The organism is Chitinophagaceae bacterium (assembly GCA_016717285.1).
Lineage (GTDB): Bacteria > Bacteroidota > Bacteroidia > Chitinophagales > UBA10324 > JACCZZ01.
In genome coordinates this window covers 769,107-789,035 of sequence record JADKFU010000001.1, presented here as the reverse complement: position 1 = coordinate 789,035, position 19,929 = coordinate 769,107, and the positions used below count along the sequence as shown (strand labels likewise).

Sequence of the window (19,929 nt, the reverse complement as noted above, 5' to 3'; positions counted from 1 at the left end):
ACCTGGTAAAGTTTATCTAATTTTCATGTCGAAATAAGCAAAATTCGGTATGAATTTGAATATTGAGCATCTTTCACATCGCAATCCCAGCAACGATTACAGCCAAAAAGATTACCATCCGGGCGGGATGGTAATGCCGGGAAGGGAATTTTCAAATTTCTCCTATGATTTCGGTTTCAACGGAAAATTGAAAGACGATGAAATTAAAGAAAGTGGAAACTCTTTAGACTTCGGAGAAAGAATGTACGATCCTCGGATTTCAATTTGGTTAAGAATTGATCCAAGAGCATCTGACATGCCTGGTTATTCTTCCTATTCTTTTGCGGTTGGAAATCCTATTCTTTATATGGATCCAGATGGGGAATATCCTATCAGTATACATTTAAGAAGCTTTGCTCCATTTGATTACTTCGGTCCGGGAGCACTATGGGGTGGTGATGGTGATAATAGACCGTTTTCTACAAGTTCCCAATTCAGCTCTCGCATTAGGATGGTCACCAATTATGAAACTGAAACTCAGGTGGGGCAAAGCGCTGCATTCGGTTCGGCTTCTCATAGCAAGTATGGTGCCTATGCCTATTCTGATGCTTATTTGAACGATGGCAAGCGTCAAATTACTACGCAAGGAAGCAGTTTTGATCTTCACTTATATGGCAAAAATGAAGCGTTGTTTCCTTCTTCAGTGGGACCTTCTCCGGGTGAAAGAATGAATCCTACTTATGATATAGATCTTCATAACAGACTATCGATTGATGCAATGGATGGAATGCTTTCAATATCAGGACAGATTAACGGAGATCAATTTCCCTCAACGGAATTATTCGTATCTGATGATTACGGCACTTCAATATTCTTAGGTACGGCACCTACTTCATACGGACCTATAGAAGGTCCGACTAAACAATTAAGGGGAGATAAGGACTTACCAATGATAAATGTGAACATTCGGATCTCAGTGGGTGAGAATGGAGCTTTTCAAGGCGTTTACAACCAGGATAATGACGGCAATGAAATTATCATCTCTCCAGATGCTTGGAATAAACAATATGAAAATCAATCACCAATAAGCGGGCAGGACCAATGAAAAATTTAGTTTTACTTGGATTTTACATACTGAGTTTGATTCAATGTAAGGGACAACCTCCAGAAAAAAGTATAGTTCTTTTACAGGAAGGATTTACAGGCCCCGTAGCAATTATTTTTAATCAGAAAGATGGCCTTGAGCCAAGTATTGAAGACGGGAAAAAAGTTTATGAAATACCTAAATCTGGAATTCTAAGGACAGTAATTGAAACGAACTTGCGAACAAACGGAAATGAATACTATTATGTAAACAAAAACGGAGAAAGAACCCTTATTAAATATCTACTTCCCAGAGGACTGGAAAATGTGGGCGGTACTTTATCAGACACCAGCTTAAATGAAAATGAAAATTATGTTGCGTGTGAAGAAATGAGCGGACTTAACGATGGCAGTTCCGTTCGATTGTTTATTGTAGGAAAGATTAATGAGATGGAAAAGCTTAATCGAGAAAAAGAAAAGTTGCTTTTTAAACTCAATTGAAAAATCGTGTGCCGCGTTCGTCTTGATTGCTAAGGCGCTGGTCAGGATTTATTCTAAACCCCAGGATGGTAATTACTTAGTCTTACAATCACCTGTTCAAACCATTTCAATTCCAATTCAAGAACTACTATTAAGTTTATATTAATGAAATTATATACAATATTAAATCTATATATTTAAATGTACTAACAACCTTAGCCTTTTATCCAACTTAGTGACAATTTTTTTCTGAAATTACTTTTTTATTTGTACTACTATCTGTTTCTAAAGAAATGGTTGACCCTGTGGCATCTCCATTTGACACATTCACAATTTTATAAAAGGAATTTGGTCCCAATTTAAATTCATTGATTGCGACATTTACCTTCCCCATCATTCCAATAATTTAACATCATACTCATAAGAACGGGATTAAAAATCCCTCAGTAGACACTGATTACAAATCCGCGTCAACTGGAACTGTCATAATTTTCAGCTATGACAACGATACACACTAGGAAGGATTACGATTTGACAAAACTATTCGGCACGTTCATCACTGACTCCGCTAAAGGGAAGAGAATTCAGAAGAATGGCAAGAAAATTAAAGCAGGAACAATTAATAATTATTACTACCTCAATAAACTCCTCGTCAACTTTCAGTTTACAAAAGGGGTTACACTTAGAATCCGAGACAGCTCTCGCCTGACACAACGGGAGCAGTCCTCAGAGAGAAACTATTGGAAAAAGTTTTACAAAAAATTTACTGACTATCTTTATAATGATCTCGGACTCTATGATAATTATGTAGGGAGCAATATGAAAATGTTACGGACATTTTTCAACTATTTAAACACCGAAAAAGGAATACAGGTCGGCAATTTTCATAAAATGTTCTATATCCGGTGTGAAGAAATTCCTATAGTTGTTCTTTCTCCGGAACAACTGAATTTTCTAATTTATGATAATCAGTTTGCATCAAGGTTGACCCCGAGGCTGAAACGTACCAAGGATATTTTTGTTTTTGGGTGCACGGTATCTTTACGGGTTTCCGATTTGCTAAACCTTAATAGTTCAAATATTGAAATTATTGGCGGCTGTTATTACCTGAAAGTGACTTCCAAAAAAACGCAAATTTTCACCAGGATCAAATTACCGGATTACGCTATAGAAATCATCAATAAATACAATTGCAGAAGACATACAAAATTATTACCGGTCATCAGTAACCAAAACCTTAACAAAAATATTAAGCTACTTATTGAAACTGCAGGGTGGACAGATATTGTTGCTAAAATTCGCAGCCAACGAGGAATATCTGTATCTATTGGGAAGCACTCGAAATGCAAAAAGAGTCTTCGTTTCTGTGATCTTGTAACTTCTCATACTATGCGCAGAACAGCTATAACTACAATGCTTTCTTTAGGTATGACAGAGTTTATGGTGAGAAAGATATCTGGTCATTCAGCCAATAGTAAGGAATTTTTCAAGTATGTTTCACTTGCTCAAGTTTTTATTGATAAGGAAACTGAAATGATTTTTCAAAGCCTTTCCGAAAGGAAATTCCTGATTGAGAAGATGGTAATGAATGCTTAAATATCTTGCGGGAAAAAGCAAGTCCCGTTCGTCCGGATTGAGCTACTACGCTGGTCGGGATTTATTTTAATCCCGACCGATTGAGCTTTGGATTTTTAAAATATCATACTCATTAGAGCGGGATTAAAAATCCCTCTGCTCAGTAGACAATCACAATCAACTGTTGTTTCTTGTTTAACATTCTTGCGTTTTTAGATTTCTAAATCTAGATTTGTTCCTGTCCCCTCTTTAGTATTCCAATCCAAATTTTGTTGTGAAACTTTTGCCTTTGAAAGAAATCGGAAAGGGGCTTCGGTTCCTGGCAATAAAGGTTTAGCTAAATATTTTCATAGAGGATTCAACAGACAAATGCATTCTCCATGCAATCGAGAATCGTTTATTTTTGCAAACGGCTAATGTAATTTGAAAACTAAAGTATCTTCAAAACCTTGATTTCTAGCAGATATTTTATAAATAAATCCCGGCTCTAAAGTACAAACTTCAACACTGTTGTAGCCATCGTTTTGCTCAAACAAGCAAATATTTGGAGAACCCTTTTCATTAGGTGATTTAATAATAATTCTTTCGCAATTTAAACCCCCGAGACTGTCAATCTTACTAATTACTACCTGTCTAAGTATTCCGCCATTTTTATCCGTAATGCAATAATTTCTCATATCTAAATGAAGCTCAATTGGATTGCTACAACCAAAAAAATAAAGCAATACCAGTAATATAAGGAGATAACTACTATTTTTTTTCTTCATCCTTCTCTAAATTGGTTTTATAATCTTTGGCCAAATTTATTAGCGATCTATATGCCGCACTGTATTCTTTTTTGTTCTCATCATGCTTAGCTTGTTCTACTTGACTCAAGAGATCAACAACCCTGTTACCATAAGAACCATCTTCTTTTTTATAATATTGAGCATTAAAAAAGTTATTAAAAAGATATTCCTTTTCGTTTGCGCCCTTCTCAATTTCTATTTTATCATGAAGTATATCCGCATCAAAACTCATACTTCCTGCTACTTTTACAGCAACGTCTAAACCATAAGAAAACATCCAGCCTGCGACTGCCTCTTTGTATTCACTCTCGTTTTCATAGTCCTTACCAAATGTTTCGATAAACTGATTCACATGAACGATTTCATGTGATGTTTCTAGAAGCCAACCTACACCGCTCTCACCTTCAAAATCTTTAGTATAGTTTATATCAAAACCAAGAGTGATTGCTCCTGATCTATATCCTGTTATTCTATCGTGTAGGTTTTGATTAATTTTAATGTTTGCTTTCGCCCCTGCCAACCAGTATTGCTTCCCATATAGTTCAGCAAATAGTCCTATAACTGGAAGAGTGAGTTTTGTTTCTCCACTATTATTCTTTTTAGCAAAATAGCTTGGTTCTAATCCTTCAAGATCAATAAAAGCTATAGGGCTGTTTCCTGCGAAATGATATGGACTATAGAACGGGTATTGCTTTTCGAATGGGTCAATTGATTTGAAACGCCCTATTCTTGAATCATAATCTCTAAATTCATAGGTGTAAGAATTTCCTATACCATTTATTTCATTATCCATTTCCTGATTTTCGAATCCGAATCGATAATTTTCGTGGGAGAAATTTCTGTCTGGCATTACCATCCCGCCCGGATGGTAATCTTTTTGGCTGTAATCGTTGCTGGGATTGCGATGTGAAAGATGCTCAATATTCAAATTCATACCGAATTTTGCTTATTTCGACATGAAAATTAGATAAACTTTACCAGGTTAGGGATGAAATTATTTCAGCCTTATGGTATCAAGATATTTGCTCTTTACGTTGTATTTCTTAAAAATCTTGAAAGTAAGCCGCACCAGATTAACCACATCTTCCCTATTGTAATGAAGCACTGCTTTCTTTTTCTTGGGATTTCGCCAATCACCCCAAATCTGAAAGATGCTGGTTTTGTATTTCATCACTTTGCGCCGGATGCTGAATTTATGTTCCAGGTCCTTTAGTTTGAAGCTGCCGGTTTTGATATGGTCTTTGAAAACCTTCATCAGGTTTACACCGGAATTTATCTCTGAACTTCCATTTGAAGAATTTTTCCAGCATTCCGGTATCAGGTCCGTAACAAAAAACGCTGCCGGTAACTTTGGTAAATAATTTTTTGAAATTCTTTGCGGTAAGTTTCTTGCCATAAAGCTGTCCGAAGTTTTTACGGTCATAGGAATAACCGATAAGGAAGATGCGCTGGTTTAAATACCATTCTGCGTCAATGTATAGATTGATCACTTTTTCTTTTGCCATGTGGTTTGATTTATTGATGATTTTCCTTGAAACTGTTCTGAAACCTGCGCCCAGATATATTTTCACGGCTTTGCATGGAAGGCTTTTTTATAATTCCGTTTCAGGAAGTCGTCAATGTCGCTGGTGCGGTACAATAGTTTAGCACCTACCTGGCTAAAGGAGAGGTCGCCATTATCCCTGTAGTTCTGCAAGGTTCGCTTGCTGACCTTGAGCAGTTGCAGACCTCGTTGTTATCCAACAATGGGTCTGATGGGCTTTTCTCTGGGCTTCTAAGCCGGCTTTGATTTGCTGTAGTTGACTTAACAGCTCTTTGAATGCCTGGGATTCCATTGTGATTACTTCCATGATTGTTTCAATTTATTTGAAATGAACATGGAGTAAAAATGATACTATGGAAGAAACTGAGGTAGTAGCACGGGGTAGCGCTACCTAACTATATTGTTTGATATTCAATAAGTTACTTACGATTTATTTCTTGTTGTTCTTTTGCAAAAGCCATTAATTTTGGAAACAGCAACAGCCAAAATTCAACGGCGTCTTCGGAAAGCTCATAGAAATGCTTGCTTAGATTACCCGCACTTATATCTTCCTTTGCCTTTGAATCAAAAGCTTTACTAATTACTCTGCCTACTAATTGCGCGTTACTGCCCTCGATTAACTTACATTCTTTTAGAGCTCGGAAAAGGAATGCAAGTTGCTTTACAGTTAAATAAGTTTTGATCTTCTCTCCGTCAGATTTTACTATGCTCATTTCATTATCTGAAATCCAATCATTGATTGAATCAGATAGCTCAGTTGTAAATAACGTGTTTCCGAATTTTCTATTGATCTGGGCAAGATATTGGTGAAATTGTTTTGGCTCGCCTGCGAAATTGTTCTGTAATTGAAAGTGTAGGAATGAATGTATTTGCATCAAATCGCAATGGCGTAAGGCAAATGCAAAGAGAAGTTCAAACTGGTATTCTTTTATTTTGCTCTTATTAACCACAAACGGTGTGTTGTAGCTATAAAAATAATAGTTGTTATCTCCTGTGAGTAAAAGAGGGTTGCTTCCTTTCTTATCCCTACGCCTATCCTTAGCTGTTACAAAAAAATCCGTTCGGAATGGTTCAACGCCGAAATCAGGCTGATTAAATTTTTCAGAATTGGCAATTAAATACTCTTTCCTCTCTTCTGAAAAATCAACTGTAGGTTCAGCATATTTGACCAAAAGCTCTCGAATTATGTATTCAAGATTTTGTGTTATTTCATCCGGAGCTTTTTTACCCTTGAAATGTTCTGGGTCGCTTCTAAAGCGGATCTCATTTATGAAAATTGAGGCTGTATCAATTGTATGATGAGGTACTTCTCGAATTTGATCATTCGCAAGTTCTTTACTTTTATTTTCAATCATAGGAACAGTTTTAGATATTGATACGAAGATATAGAGTTGGACATTGCATAGTGTTTTTTCAATACTTAAAAACGGCGAAAACTCGAGGAAAACAAAGGCAAAAGGGAGAACTATAAACATACTAAGTGAAATAGGGTGCTTAAAAGAAGTATATATATGCACAATAGAGAATGTTTACCCTATGTTTACCCCTTTATAATTATTATCTCACTAACGGCTTATATACAACTAGTTACATTAGCATTACTTAGTCCCTTGAGGGGCCATGGGGTGATCGCAATTAGCTTTTTTGCTCTCCTTATTTTTTTGTTTTGCTTAAATATGGAGTTCATATTGAACTTCATGGAAATAAGAAACTGTCACCCCGGGGCCCCTCAAGGGGCACCTCACGCCGGTGCCTTTCTGTCGCTCCGACTGGACTGTATTGATTAATTAGAAGTGTATTTATTTGACATGGGCGTGATCGCGAAACCGTCATCAACAAAAACGGTTGTGCCGACTTTCATCAACACAACCGCATCTCAAAATATTTAAACGGCTAAAACTCCAACGCCAATCCGGCAGAGGCAGGATACACTACCGGGCCGGTACCGCTTTCAAAAAATTCCGACAAACTATAATTCACAAATAAGCTGGCCCAACCGTAACCGATTCTTCCGGTAATGCCATAACGGAAACGATTCAGGTTAAAGTCATCGTGCTGTTTGATTTTATCATTGCTGGTGGATTTGGTTTTGGTGTGTGAACCAATCAGGTATTCACCAAAACCGCCGGCCGCAACATGAAATGAATGATTGAGATTCGACCTATTGGATTCATACCGTAACATGAGCGGAATGCCAATATAGGTGCACGACAATTTATTCTTTTTTAAAGCAGATTCACTGGATTGAAAGGCCACTGAATCAATCCTTGGAATCATAGTTTCTTCACTGTTATATTTATAGGAATTGAATTCAAAGTAAGCACCGTAGGAAAACCAGAGGTGATGATCGATGAGGTTGATCCGCTGATTGAACAGATGCAAATTAACCACCCACGACTTGCCCGGGTTAGGTTCTAAAGGACCATAAGGTTCAGGAAAATTGGAACTCAGTCCGGATGCAAAATAATTATTGAGACCAATGTCGAACAAAAGAAATTTGGTTTGAATATTTTTAAGTTCTTTCATGTTATCTTCATCACAACAGTTTTCATCACGGTAAAACTTTACATGGTCGTTCCCGCCTTCACCTTCATCCACTGATAATTTCCACTTACCCAGTCGTACTTCCGTGCTGTCATCTCCCGCGTAAATTTCCATGGTGCTGTTTTCATCGCCCATCATTCCGGGTGGCGGTGGAATGGGTGGAACAGCGAAATTCCACATCATAGTATCCGGTTGCGACCAATCACCATCCTTCATTTGTGATTCCATCTGCGCAAGCGAGTCGCGAAGTTGACTCATCTCTTTATCCATCTGTGATTTAAAATCATCCATTTCTCTTTTAAACTGATCCTTCTGCTCCGGTGTCCAGCTATTTTGTTGCGCAAAACCTATTATCGGGGCAATTAGCAACCACAACTGAATTATAATTTTTTTCATGACGTAACTGGTATTTTAAAAAAAGTGATTTTGTTAACTTTTAAAAAACTGGTAAAAAGGAAGCATCTCTAAAATTTGTTGATGGCGCTTTTCGTGATGGCCAGGGTAACTGTATCGATCTCTCCATTCCTCTTCCATCTGCAAATGCTCCATCTGATTTTCTAATTCCTGTAAGCGGGGAGCATCTTCCGGGAACGGGACTTCAGGCGGTTCCGGACCTTCAAAACGGAAATGGAAATCTTTGAACTCATCGAGTGCCTTGCCCCATCCTTCTTCCAGTTCCGGTATAGCCGGCATTTCAAACCGGAAATCCCTTTCTCTCCATTCTTCAAGCGCGTTATCCAATGCCTCCTGCAAATCAGGAAGGGGTGGAACAGGTGGTAAATCAGGAAGTGGCGGCAGGTTCCACTCCGGCTTTGTATCATTGAAACCTTCGTGAAAGGCTCCTTTCAAATCTCGTGCAGCGGCAGACTCGCTGAAACGACGGCTCAATGCTGCAACAGAATCCTGCAACACTTTCATTTGCTGCTTTAATTGTTGTTGCATGGTTTCCATCTCCTTGCTGAATGTTTCCTTTTGCGGAGGCTGCGGCGGTTGCGGCGGTAAAGGCGCATCAGGTTGTTGCGCCATTAGCAGTTGTGGAAGCATGATGACAAATAGTCCAAAAAACAAATGTTTCATAAGCTGTTAGTTTTTAGTGGATGCATTATTTTTATTCAGGAACTTATGGTAGAAAGAAAATTTCCTGGTTTGAATGGAAAGCGTCACCGGTTCCTTTTTCTTTGGCTGCTCTGCGACGTCAGATGACGCTTTAACCAGATCACCGCGACCGCTTAACTTCAGAATTTCTGTGCCCACCACAGAAGCTATGGAAAGCCATCCTCCCACTGTATTATTGTTACTGTTCGCAGCGGTTTGTTGCGGTGCCGCTACCTCTTCATACACAGGCACCAGGTAAGGTGCTTTTGATGTTCGGCGATTTTCAGGTAAAGCACCGGGCATCCCAACCTCCATTGGCTCCATTACTGAAGCAATCGCTGCATATTTGATTTCCTGATCTGCTGAAGGAATAACAGATTTTTTAACGGTCTTTACTTTTGACTGACTACTGTTTGAAGGTGTTGAAACAGCAGGCTGCCCGGTCGAACCAGGAAGTGTTGCAAGTGCATCAGGAGAATTATTTTCCGTTAGATCTGAATCAACTGATGGAACAACAGCAGGATCCACGGTTTCATTTTGAGCCACCTGAACATCCGATGATCCCGGCATCCGTTGTATTCCTTTTACGAAGAACAACAGAAGTAACCCGGCGGCAACAGCGGCGGATAAAATGTAACGGGCATACATTGGAATTACTTTACGCGGTTGTTCTTTCTTTAATGCTTTCTTATCAGGAAAAACAATCGTAGTATCTGCCACCAGCCTGGTTGCCTTGTATGCATCCAGTTGTCTTGTGAAAGAAGGGTTTTGCTGCAGGAAAATATTTACTTCAGCAGTTTCTTCCGCAGAAAGATCCTGTTCTACATAACGCGCAAAATAGTCCTCATAATTGCCGGCATGAACAGATCGTTTCAGCATTGCCTTAGCAGGAAAAACAAAAGTATCATCGGGCTGAAGTACAGTGGAACGAAAGGCATCAAGGTCGTTATTCAACTCAGGATGCTGTTGCAGAAAGCGTTGCACTTCTTCCACTTCCGTTTTCGACAAGTCGTTGTCGATGTAACGGACAAAGTACGATTCATAATTCTGCAGATTGATCTTCATATCAGATCGCATTTTCAGGTGTAACTAAAAAATTCTTTAAAGCAGTGCGTGCACGAAAGATGTACACTTTCACCTGCGATTCATTCAATCCTGTGATTTCTCCAATCTCCTCATAACTGTACCCTTCATAATCTCTCAACAGTACAACAGACTTTTGCATTTCGGGCAACTTTGACAATCCCAATTCCAAAGCGTCTTTAGCACCTGTAAACTGGCTGCTTCTCCCCTGCACCTGCGTATGTTCATCCGTTAAATCCGCATCATTCTTCCGCTTCCTGAACTGATCGATCATGTTGTGATAAGCCACCGTGAACAGGTACGACCTGCTCTTGGCATAATCTACATGCTCGTGATTCTTCCACATAATCTCAAAAGCATTTTGCACCACATCCTGTGCATCATCGCTGTTGCGTATATTTTTTAGAATGAAACGATATACGCGATCAGCATACTGATCAACAGCTTTGTTGTATTCCTGCGGTGTCATCCGGTGGTACGGCGGTTTGGTTTCCGAAAAGTTACAGTTTATAGGGAAATTTCCGAATAATGCACCTCCTCAAATCGCCAACACCCCTTCTCACACTGGTAATCGTTTCCCCTATTCCCCTTAAAATTAATTACAGTTTACAAGTGCTGTTCTCTTTCTTCGCCTTCCGCACCGCTTTATTATTTCTACCATCCTGCAGTTTCTGATCAATCAAACGTGCAAGGGAAACCAAAGGCGCAGGTGTTATGGCCAGCATCAACTCTTCCGTTTCCTGTTGCATCTTGTCCAAAACAGCACTATGCTGCTTGCCCACCGTTGTTTGTGTAGCCCAAACATAATCCACTGTTTTAGAATTTTGTGACCCTAAACTTTGAGCACTCACTAATTGATTGCCGAGTAACACTGCAAAAGTTGTTATTAGAATAATTTTTTTCATGGTTATTGCTTTTGTTGGTTTGACAGTAGGACGGCGACATCTTCTTAAAAGTTACAAGCACTTCAAAAAATTCATTCGGACGCCGTTCTTACTCCGGATATTCATTGTCCGGCTGGTATTAACCCAAAGTGCTGACATATACTATTTGAATGATCGTTGCGTTTTTCATTCTTTTTCAAACTCCCCTTCCAGGTTTGATGCTTTGTAAACTGCCTGATTATTCAAGTAACAAATTGACGTTGCAGACGCTATAGCACTATTCTACACTCATCAAACCATGTTGCATGAAACAAACTGCTTATCAGTTCCTGATCTGGTGCGCCGGCTCCAACCCTGACGTTCTTTCAAAATGTCCACGATCCGAACACATCAAGCACGCGGGCTACGGCACGTTAATTCTTATTCCTGCTGTGCTTGCTCTGTTTACGATGACCTATGCCATTTCTACATTTACAGAACATTGGTATGAATTTATTCCGGCGGGTATTTGCTGGGCTGTTATCATTTTCTTTGCTGACCGCTTTTTGGTTTCTTCATTCCGGAAGGCTAATAACCTGCGCAAACCCGGTTCACAGCAACGCGACATTGAAGTAAAAAACCTGTTGCATGATTTTTTCTCCTTTGCTTTTCTGAGCCGCTTTGTACTTGCAGCATTTATCGGTGTTGGTATCGCACATCCGTTTACGCTGCTCTACTTTCATAAAGATATTGAACAGGTAATGGCAGCCAACAAAGTACAGGCCGAGCAAATAATCCGAAATGACCATGATGCAAAAGCAGCTGAACTCAAAGAAGTGATTGCAGCGAAGGAAGCCGATGTACAATGTCTGCGCAAATTGTTGATCTATGAACAATCGGATGTAAAAATTAACACCGACTGCGGATCCACATCAGGAATTCCAGGTTATCAGAAAAGAGCGGCTACTATTAATCAGCAACTCGCACAAACCGAGCATGAATTAAATGTGCTCTATGCTCATGACAGCACCAACAAAGCAACCGCAGCATTACTGAAACAGGAAGCGCTTACGAAATATGCAAACACTTTCAGCAATGGTTATATAGCGAGAGAAAACGCACTTGTACAACTGGAAAGCATGCCCGGCTCCAATGCAAAATCCGTGAGATATTTCCTGATTGCTTTCCTCGTATTGATTGACACCCTTGCTGTTTCCTGGAAGGCTTTTGCGAAACGTGGTCCTTATGATGATTATCAGCATGTGCAGGAAGATGCCGTTACCGTAGAAACGCAATTGCAACTGATGAAAAACCAATCGGAGCTGGAAAGCAAGGCTCAACTCCTTTGGAAGCAGCCCGTATAATTCAGCATAAAATAATCAGGAAGGTATTCCGGAACAAAACTTCAACGCGACTTTTCAATTATAAAAAGCTGTTTGGATACAACATGGAAGCAGATGCAAAAAAGTTTGTGCTACCGCTCAATTTATGAATGCTCCTTTTGCTTGTCTTCTTCCTGCTTTTTAAATACGCGGAACTCTTTGATCATTCGCAGGCCTGCAGGAATGGTAACGATAACGATAATGGCGATCACAATCCAGGTGAGATAATCTTTTAAGAATGGAAGGCTACCCAGATAGTATCCGGGAAGCACCATGGCGAGAATCCAAAGCGCAGAACCAAAAAAAGTGAGCAACAGAAACCGTCCGAAATGCACTTTGATGAGTCCAGCAATAATGGGCGCAAAAGTGCGGATGACCGGAAAAAATAGTCCGATGGTTAATGCAAGCACGCCATACTTTTTATAAAAAGCTTCCGCAATTGCGAGGTGTTGTTTTTTGAAAAACGCAGAGTCTCTTCGTTGATAAAGCAGCGGACCTGTAGTGCGTCCGAACCAATAACCCGTTATTGTTCCTGAAAACGAAGCGGCAATTAAAGCAGCACTTATTGTAAAAATATCCTGATGCAACACACCGGAAGCAGCCATCACGCCGGTTGTAAACAGCAGCGATCCGCCAGGTAAAAAGAAACAGAAGAACAATCCCGTCTGTGCAAATACTAAAAGCATGATCAGCAGCAATCCACCATTGCGAATGAGCGACTCAGGATTGAGTTGTCCGGTAATGCTCTGGGTTAGGGTTTGAATTTCAGCAAGTAATATCATGGTTGTTATCCTTTTTTTTCTAATGGAAAACATGGAAACACAAATTATGTTGCCACGTAAACCAGGATGTATACGGATTTTTTTGAAAAACGAAAATTATAATGAATTGGAATCAATTGTCTTCTAAGCTATAATAATGCCATGGAAGCGAGGTAGAGCACGGAATTTATTTTGAAAAAAGAAAATTTCATTGACCGTGATTTTTTTTGACTTATGAGCTATACTAATTTTACTACGGAAGCACGGATGAATACGCAAAATATTTTTGATGCTTGCCGGGCTTTCGTGTCAATCATTTTCAAAGCAGTTTCATTACCTGAAAATATACTATAGAATTCTGCGGCACGTTCAATATTTCATGTTTATTCAAAAGTCAAAATTCCTGCTTTTTGTTTTCCTGCTATCAGGTACTATTATGATATCGGGTTGCGCAAGCACGAAGAAAGACTGCAGGGGTCATACAAAATATAAACAGGAAAACGGAATCTGGTTTTAGAATTTTCCAACTATATCACTGATAAACTCTTTTCCTGCAAAACAATAATGATCATACAGAACGCATCACCATCTGATTATTCTATCAAAACTGTATTGGCACCGTAGGTTACTTGAAAGGAAGGCATGATTTTATTTCTTTTCCTGGTTTCCACATTTCCATTTACCATCACAAGTCCCTGCTCAATCGCTGCATTAGCTTCAGCTCCTGAACTACACCATCCCATGAGTTTCAAGAGTTGATTCAATTTAATGAAGTCGCCTTTTATTTTAAAGGAATCCACGCTATCTGTACATTGATTTTAGAAGCTGAAAAAAATATTGTTATCCTAATCCAAAACGATCCGGAACAATGGCTCCTTTCTTTACAACCACAATTCCATCTTTCACGGTAAGAATATTGGTTTCCATATCTGGAAGGTGACTGCCGCCTTTAATGTGTACATCGTTGCCGATATAACAATCTTTATCGATGATGGTATTCTGTATGTAACACCGGTCACCGATTCCAATAATGGGAATGCCTTTACGAATCGATTCTTTGATGGATTCGAGTGTCTGAAAGGAATCATTACCTATTATATAGCTGCTTACAATCACACTCCCTTCACCAATCCTTGAACGTATACCGATTATAGAACGGTCGATTTTGGCAGCTCTTACAATGCTGCCCTCCGCTACGATGGACGCATTTAACGTGGTACCCGAAATTTTTGCAGGTGGCAGCATTCGTGCATGCGTATAAATCACATTTCTGTTATCGAATAAATTGAAATCCGGAATTTCATCGGTGAGTGCAAGGTTGGCTTCAAAATAAGAACGTATATTCCCAATGTCCGTCCAATAACCTTCATGCTGATAACTGAGTATTTTATGGTTACCGATCGACTGCGGAATTATTTCTTTTCCAAAATCTGTTGCATCAATCTTTTCTTCGAGCAGATCAATAAGGGTTTTTTTGTTGAATACATAAATGCCCATCGACGCAAGATATTCTCTTCCCTGCGCCTTCATTGAATCACTTACTTCTGATGTCCATGCCGGCAACAATTCCTTCTTTGGCTTTTCAATAAATGATTCAATAAATCCTTCCGCAGTAGTTTTCATAATGCCATATTCCGGTGCGTCCCTTCCATTAACCGGAATGGTAGCAATAGAAATTTCGGCTCCCATTTTTTCATGATAATCCAACAGGTCCATAAAATTCATCTGGTACAATTGGTCACCTGAAAGGATCAATACATATTCATAATCATTGTTGTTGAGGTGATGCAATGATTGGCGTACCGCATCAGCCGTTCCCATAAACCACCTTGGATTATCGGGCGTTTGCTCCGCGGCAAGAATATCTACAAAAGCTTTGCTGAAAGCACTGAAGTGATAGGTATTCTTGATGTGCTTGTTCAAGGATGCTGAATTGAATTGAGTGAGCACAAACATTCGTTGTATACCCGAGTTGATACAGTTGGAAACAGGTATATCCACCAGCCGGTACTTTCCGGCAATCGGTACCGCGGGCTTTGAACGTGATGCGGTAAGCGGCGATAAACGCGTTCCGGCTCCACCGCCGAGAATAACTGCCAACACTTTTTCCTGTTGCATAATATTTTTATTTCCGTTTGATTAAAAAAATTTAAGCCACTCTGATCTGAACCTTCAACTTAAGCATTTGCAAATGAATGTTCATTGCATTGACCGGTATAATTCCATGTAAACTTCTGCAGCATGATCCCATGAATGATCAAACTTCATTATTTTCTCTTTAACGCCTGACATTGACTGCTTGTCGTGATACAATGTCAATGCTCTTTCCACCGCTACATCAATAGCCGCAACCGTAATCTGTTCGAACCGGATTCCAAATCCATCTTTTTCAGCAATGTCAGTTACCGTATCCTTCAAGCCTCCGGTGCTTCTTACTATTGGCACTGTTCCATACCGCATAGCGTATAACTGATTGAGTCCGCAGGGTTCTACACGCGAAGGCATGAGTAGAAAGTCTGCACCTGCATACATCAGGTGCGCGAGCTTTTCATGATAACCAATGTAACAATTGAAATTATCAGGCAAATCTGATTTTAAAGCATTGAGTGCATTTTCATATTCATTCACCCCACTGCCAAGCACCAAAAAATTCACGCCTCTGTTTTGTCGTATTACAGTTTGCCGGATGCTGTCGGCTAATAAGTCGCCGCCCTTCTCTCCCACCAATCGTCCGATAAAGGCGACCAAAGGAAGTTCATGATTCAATTTAAAAGAATAACACAGCGACTTTTTGTTCACTGATTTTCCATCGTTTACTGTTGCCACATTGTAGGTTGTTTCAATCCATGTATCCATCTCAGGATTCCATACATCAGCGTCAATTCCATTCAGAATTCCCTGCGACTTCTGCTGCTCATCCCTTATAAGTTTTTCAATACCCAGCGCATTTTGCCTGAGTTCCACAAGGTAGCCGGGCGAAACAGTTGTAAACCTCCAGCAACATTTTATAGCACATGCCATTGGATTAATGTTATTGTTCCACTCCAGCATACCGCGTTTCCATTCATCAAAAGCCGGAAGCAGGTTGATCTTATCCATTCCAATCTGACCTTGATACTGCGCGCTGTGAATAGTGAATACTGTTTTTATTTCTTTCAGGTGATGGTAACTGTTGCCATAATTCATCATAAACGGAATAAGTCCCGTTGGATGATCATGACAATGAACAACATCAGGTCTTTCCTGCCGGTTGCTCAACCAATCCACTACGCAAATCTGAAAGCCGAGGTGACGTTGCAGATCGTTTTCATAACCGTAAGGAAGTTCTTCATTCAGCAGACCTTCAATTTCCGTAATGAAAAGTTCAAAACCCAATGCATCAGTAGCTTCTTTCCTGATCTTGTATTTGTATTCCACCGCTCCTAGTTTAAACGCACCTTCAGCTACATTGTTCCAGCTATGATCGTGATAAAATTTATTATAATAATGTGGCATCACCAAGCTGGCGGTGGCACCTGCTCTGTTAAGGTATTTAGGTAGTGCACCGGCCACGTCACCCAGGCCACCTACTTTAGCGGCAGGATAACATTCAGCACTAACATGTAATATCTGCATGAGTGGAACGGCGTTTTGTTGAATTTACAATGATACTAAAAAGATTATACGCAAGCAATGATGATGACAAGTGTTAACTTATAGCTTGTTTAAAAATCATTTTATCAGTTTTTGAGGTGTTACTGTAGCTGGTGGTGAAGACTTAACCACCAGTAAAACCGCCAATGCCTGCACCTTCAAAAGGCCCGGGATAAACTCCGGCACTATTTTAATCCAACGCTAGTCGTTCAACAGTTAATTAGTTCCGGAAATCTTTCTTGTAGAAAAATCAAGGCGGCATTTTAAATCATGAATTAAGGAATTGGTATACTCACAGGATGCGATCCTTTATAGGTAAAATAGATTTTGTTGCGCATCTTTACTTCCAGTTTTTTTTGCTGAATGAACACTGCTCTTTTAAGATTACTGAATATCAAACCATCGGAAGCCTGGCTGGTACGCAACCTGTTTTTTTGCAGTTGTTCCAGAGTATAGGTATTGCGATGCTGTTAACTTTATCCAATGCGTTATTTCTTGCCGAATTCAATGTAGATGAGCTTCCTAAGGTATACATGATATCCGGCCTTATATTGCTGGTGGTAAATTATGTATATGCAAAACTTGAACACAAGCTGCCGATTCAGCGGTTGATCCTGTACATTCTCATTACATCTGCCGTTTCAATTTTGATCATCCGCATCCTGATTTATTCGGTGGAATACCGGTATGCACCGGTTGTTTTACTGATCTGGTACCAGGTAATTTATTTGTTATGCAGTAATTCTTTCTGGGGCCTTGCTTCGCAGGTTTTTGATGTGCGTGAAAGTAAACGGACGTTCAGCATTCTGAGTGCAGGTGATACACCTGCTAAACTGTTAGGTTACCTCTCCATTTCCGCGTTTGCAGGTACGTTGGGAATCAGCAATTTCCTTTTTATATCCGTGTTATGTTTTATCATTTCTTATCTTTTTATGCTATGGATTATTCGTACCAAAAAGGTGGATTTCAAAAAGATTGCGCATCATGTTGTTCACAAAGAGACGATTCATGCCGTTAAAACTCCCGGCCCCATTGAAGTCGTTAAAAGTTTTTTCGGAAACAATCTCATTCTGCTTATCTCCATTCTGTCCTTTATTGTGGTGGCTTCTCTCAACGTAATCGATTTTACCTTTTTAAGCGATGTGAAACTGCAATTTCATGATGATGTGGCATTGCTGACTTTTCTGGGTCAGTTTTTAGCTGCCGGAAGAGTGTTTGCGATTCTTGCAAAGATCACGCTTACGAGCAGGATTGAACGGCAACTGGGCATCAAAAAATCATTGCTCATTCTGCCGGTGTTGTTGATAGGGTTTACCATTTTCGTTTTAGTGAGCAAACGCCTGGAAGGAAATGTAACCTTTTACCTGTATGCTTTCGGCAGCATGGTGGTAATTACAGAAGTATTGAAATCAGTGTTGCAGGACCCACTGCTACTTGTTCTTTTTCAACCTTTGACTCCCTTGCTCCGGTTGAAGGGACACCTGATATCAAAAGGTATTCTGGCTCCACTTGGACTCCTGGCGGCCGGCGCATTTATCTTCACAAGCATTCAACTAAGTGGTTCGCTAAACATCACTACCACCTGTTATCTGCTGCTGCTGATGTGTGCAGCATGGATAGTAGTGGTGTACCTTCTCGATCGCCAGTATATTAATACGCTAATTGAATCTCTGAAGACAGGTTTCTTCCGTGGAAATTTTTTGCTGTCTAATGATTCTGCTGTCAAGCAACTGTTGTTTGAAAAAATGAAAAGCAAACGGCCGCTGGAAGTGATTTATGCAGCCGATACACTGGAAAAACTTGACAAGTCGGCCCTGAATGAAATTGTAAGTGTATTGCTGCATCATGAAGAAGAGGCCGTAAAAAAGTTTGCGCTAAAAAAAGCCTGCGAGAGCAGGATCGTTTCCGTTATACCTATTGTGCAATCTTTGTTGAATGAGGAGGTGTCTGATGACTTGCGGATCGAATGCCTGATTACATTGTCAGGGCTGCATGAAGATCAAACCGACTTCCTGCTCAACTACCTGGATCATCCAAACATTCAATTGCAACAACAAGCGATGATTGCCCTTTTCACCAGTGGTGACATTAATTCAATTATTGTAGCAGGCACCAAGCTCATGGGCTGGATGAATCATAAAGAGGAACAGTTTCGCATACTGGCCGCCGCGACTATTGGCAAGGCCGCCGACAAAAATTTTTATAATTCACTCTCCAAATTGCTCAATGATCCGTCGCCGGCTGTTCAAAAAAGAGCGATTGAAGCAGCCGGTGAAATTAAGAGCAACAGGCTGATACCTCTTATTTTTGAAAAACTGGAAGATCCTGCCACTACGAGCACAGCTATAGGAGCATTGGTTTCCTGCGGTGATGAAGTGTTCCGTTTTTTTCCTTCACCGGAACATTTGCTTCAGACGAGTTTAAAATCTGTACAGCGCTATATTAAAATTGCAGAACGCATCCCCGGAGTAAAAGCAGGGACGTTTCTGGAATCCATTTTACTTACGGACACCAGAGTGAAAACGATGGTGATTACGGCGATGAAAGAAATGAGTTATGCTGCGCCTCCGCATATGACCGGGAACATTCAAAAATTAATTTATACTGAGCTTGATGCGGCCGGTGGTATTATCAGTTACCTGAGTGTATTAGGAAAAGGTGCTGAGTTTGAACTGCTTTGCAACGCCCTTATTACGGAACTTAAAACCTGTGAGTCCAATATTTTTCACCTGCTCTCCTTTATTTTTGACAGGGCAAAATTACTGAGAGCATTTGAACACCTCCGTTCGGGAAGAAAAGAAACCTTTGCGAACGCCATTGAAATTATTGACCTCGGTGTCACTAAAAAAATCGGCAGCAAGTTCATTCCGGTCATTGAGTATTTACATCTGCAACAAGAGGCAGTTGAATCAACATCGGTTAACGCAGGTGAAATATTGTCGTTAATAAAAAAGATCATCGCTAACTCTCCCGTGCTGTTAAGTTCCTGGACGAATGCCGCGGCTATCTATGTAATGAATCAGATTAATCATGCTGAAAGTGTTTCCTACCTTTCTACCTTTGAAACCAATGGCGATTACCTTGTAGAAGAGACGAGAAATTTTGTGCTGGCTAAATAAC

General features: G+C 40.0%; 19 protein-coding genes. 5 read left to right on the top strand and 14 right to left on the bottom strand.

Annotation, left to right across the window (positions count from 1 at the left end):
* Positions 1–49 precede the first annotated feature (49 nt).
* The 3 genes from IPO83_03270 (at position 50) to IPO83_03260 (ending at position 3,138) form a co-directional block, all read left to right on the top strand.
* Entirely contained in the window at positions 50–1,084 is a 1,035-nt protein-coding gene (locus IPO83_03270; GenBank protein ID MBK9730302.1) for a hypothetical protein, read from the top strand.
* Complete coding sequence (locus tag IPO83_03265) at positions 1,081–1,563, top strand: hypothetical protein (GenBank protein MBK9730301.1); 483 nt, start codon at positions 1,081–1,083, stop codon at positions 1,561–1,563. Before IPO83_03270 ends, IPO83_03265 begins: the two co-directional genes overlap by 4 nt.
* Positions 1,564–2,040: 477 nt before the next feature.
* The gene (locus IPO83_03260) at positions 2,041–3,138 is read left to right on the top strand and encodes a hypothetical protein (protein ID MBK9730300.1); all 1,098 of its coding nucleotides are present in this window, start codon (positions 2,041–2,043) and stop codon (positions 3,136–3,138) included.
* Between the two features lie 392 nt (positions 3,139–3,530).
* Here IPO83_03260 and IPO83_03255 read toward each other — a convergent pair whose 3' ends face one another.
* From IPO83_03255 to IPO83_03210, 10 genes are all read right to left on the bottom strand, one after another.
* Complete coding sequence (locus IPO83_03255; protein ID MBK9730299.1) at positions 3,531–3,884, bottom strand: hypothetical protein; 354 nt, start codon at positions 3,882–3,884, stop codon at positions 3,531–3,533.
* Complete coding sequence (locus IPO83_03250; protein ID MBK9730298.1) at positions 3,868–4,839, bottom strand: hypothetical protein; 972 nt, start codon at positions 4,837–4,839, stop codon at positions 3,868–3,870. Before IPO83_03250 ends, IPO83_03255 begins: the two co-directional genes overlap by 17 nt.
* A 60-nt stretch (positions 4,840–4,899) precedes the next feature.
* The gene (locus IPO83_03245) at positions 4,900–5,301 is read right to left on the bottom strand and encodes a ribonuclease H-like domain-containing protein (protein ID MBK9730297.1); all 402 of its coding nucleotides are present in this window, start codon (positions 5,299–5,301) and stop codon (positions 4,900–4,902) included.
* 171 nt (positions 5,302–5,472) lie between these two features.
* A complete protein-coding gene (locus tag IPO83_03240) occupies positions 5,473–5,625 on the bottom strand; it encodes a helix-turn-helix domain-containing protein (protein ID MBK9730296.1) in 153 nt (50 codons plus the stop codon).
* A gap of 242 nt (positions 5,626–5,867) precedes the next feature.
* Positions 5,868–6,803 carry a hypothetical protein gene (locus IPO83_03235; protein MBK9730295.1) on the bottom strand — a complete coding sequence of 312 codons (936 nt, stop codon included), beginning with the start codon at positions 6,801–6,803 and terminating at the stop codon, positions 5,868–5,870.
* Between the two features lie 538 nt (positions 6,804–7,341).
* Positions 7,342–8,388 (bottom strand): outer membrane beta-barrel protein, encoded by a 1,047-nt coding sequence (locus IPO83_03230; protein ID MBK9730294.1) that lies wholly within the window; start codon positions 8,386–8,388, stop codon positions 7,342–7,344.
* Between the two features lie 33 nt (positions 8,389–8,421).
* Positions 8,422–9,069, bottom strand: a complete 648-nt coding sequence (locus tag IPO83_03225) for a hypothetical protein (GenBank protein MBK9730293.1) — start codon at positions 9,067–9,069, stop codon at positions 8,422–8,424.
* 6 nt (positions 9,070–9,075) lie between these two features.
* Complete coding sequence (locus IPO83_03220) at positions 9,076–10,152, bottom strand: hypothetical protein (protein MBK9730292.1); 1,077 nt, start codon at positions 10,150–10,152, stop codon at positions 9,076–9,078.
* Position 10,153: 1 nt separating this feature from the next.
* The gene (locus IPO83_03215) at positions 10,154–10,639 is read right to left on the bottom strand and encodes an RNA polymerase sigma factor (protein MBK9730291.1); all 486 of its coding nucleotides are present in this window, start codon (positions 10,637–10,639) and stop codon (positions 10,154–10,156) included.
* A 130-nt stretch (positions 10,640–10,769) separates the two neighbouring features.
* Positions 10,770–11,075, bottom strand: a complete 306-nt coding sequence (locus tag IPO83_03210) for a hypothetical protein (GenBank protein MBK9730290.1) — start codon at positions 11,073–11,075, stop codon at positions 10,770–10,772.
* Between the two features lie 284 nt (positions 11,076–11,359).
* Here IPO83_03210 and IPO83_03205 point away from each other — a divergent pair, with 284 nt between their 5' ends.
* Positions 11,360–12,397, top strand: coding sequence for a DUF4407 domain-containing protein (locus IPO83_03205; protein MBK9730289.1), 1,038 nt, complete (start codon positions 11,360–11,362; stop codon positions 12,395–12,397).
* A 122-nt stretch (positions 12,398–12,519) separates the two neighbouring features.
* Here the strand turns inward: IPO83_03205 and IPO83_03200 are convergent, their stop codons facing one another.
* The 4 genes from IPO83_03200 to IPO83_03185 form a co-directional block, all read right to left on the bottom strand.
* Positions 12,520–13,197 (bottom strand): DedA family protein, encoded by a 678-nt coding sequence (locus IPO83_03200; protein MBK9730288.1) that lies wholly within the window; start codon positions 13,195–13,197, stop codon positions 12,520–12,522.
* 572 nt (positions 13,198–13,769) lie between these two features.
* Positions 13,770–13,976, bottom strand: a complete 207-nt coding sequence (locus IPO83_03195; GenBank protein MBK9730287.1) for an RNA-binding S4 domain-containing protein — start codon at positions 13,974–13,976, stop codon at positions 13,770–13,772.
* Between the two features lie 40 nt (positions 13,977–14,016).
* The gene (locus IPO83_03190) at positions 14,017–15,294 is read right to left on the bottom strand and encodes a glucose-1-phosphate adenylyltransferase (GenBank protein ID MBK9730286.1); all 1,278 of its coding nucleotides are present in this window, start codon (positions 15,292–15,294) and stop codon (positions 14,017–14,019) included.
* 81 nt (positions 15,295–15,375) lie between these two features.
* The gene (locus IPO83_03185; GenBank protein MBK9730285.1) at positions 15,376–16,791 is read right to left on the bottom strand and encodes a glycogen synthase; all 1,416 of its coding nucleotides are present in this window, start codon (positions 16,789–16,791) and stop codon (positions 15,376–15,378) included.
* Between the two features lie 317 nt (positions 16,792–17,108).
* On the opposite strand from IPO83_03185, the gene IPO83_03180 reads away from it, so the two are divergent.
* Complete coding sequence (locus IPO83_03180) at positions 17,109–19,928, top strand: HEAT repeat domain-containing protein (protein ID MBK9730284.1); 2,820 nt, start codon at positions 17,109–17,111, stop codon at positions 19,926–19,928.
* Position 19,929: the final 1 nt, after the last annotated feature.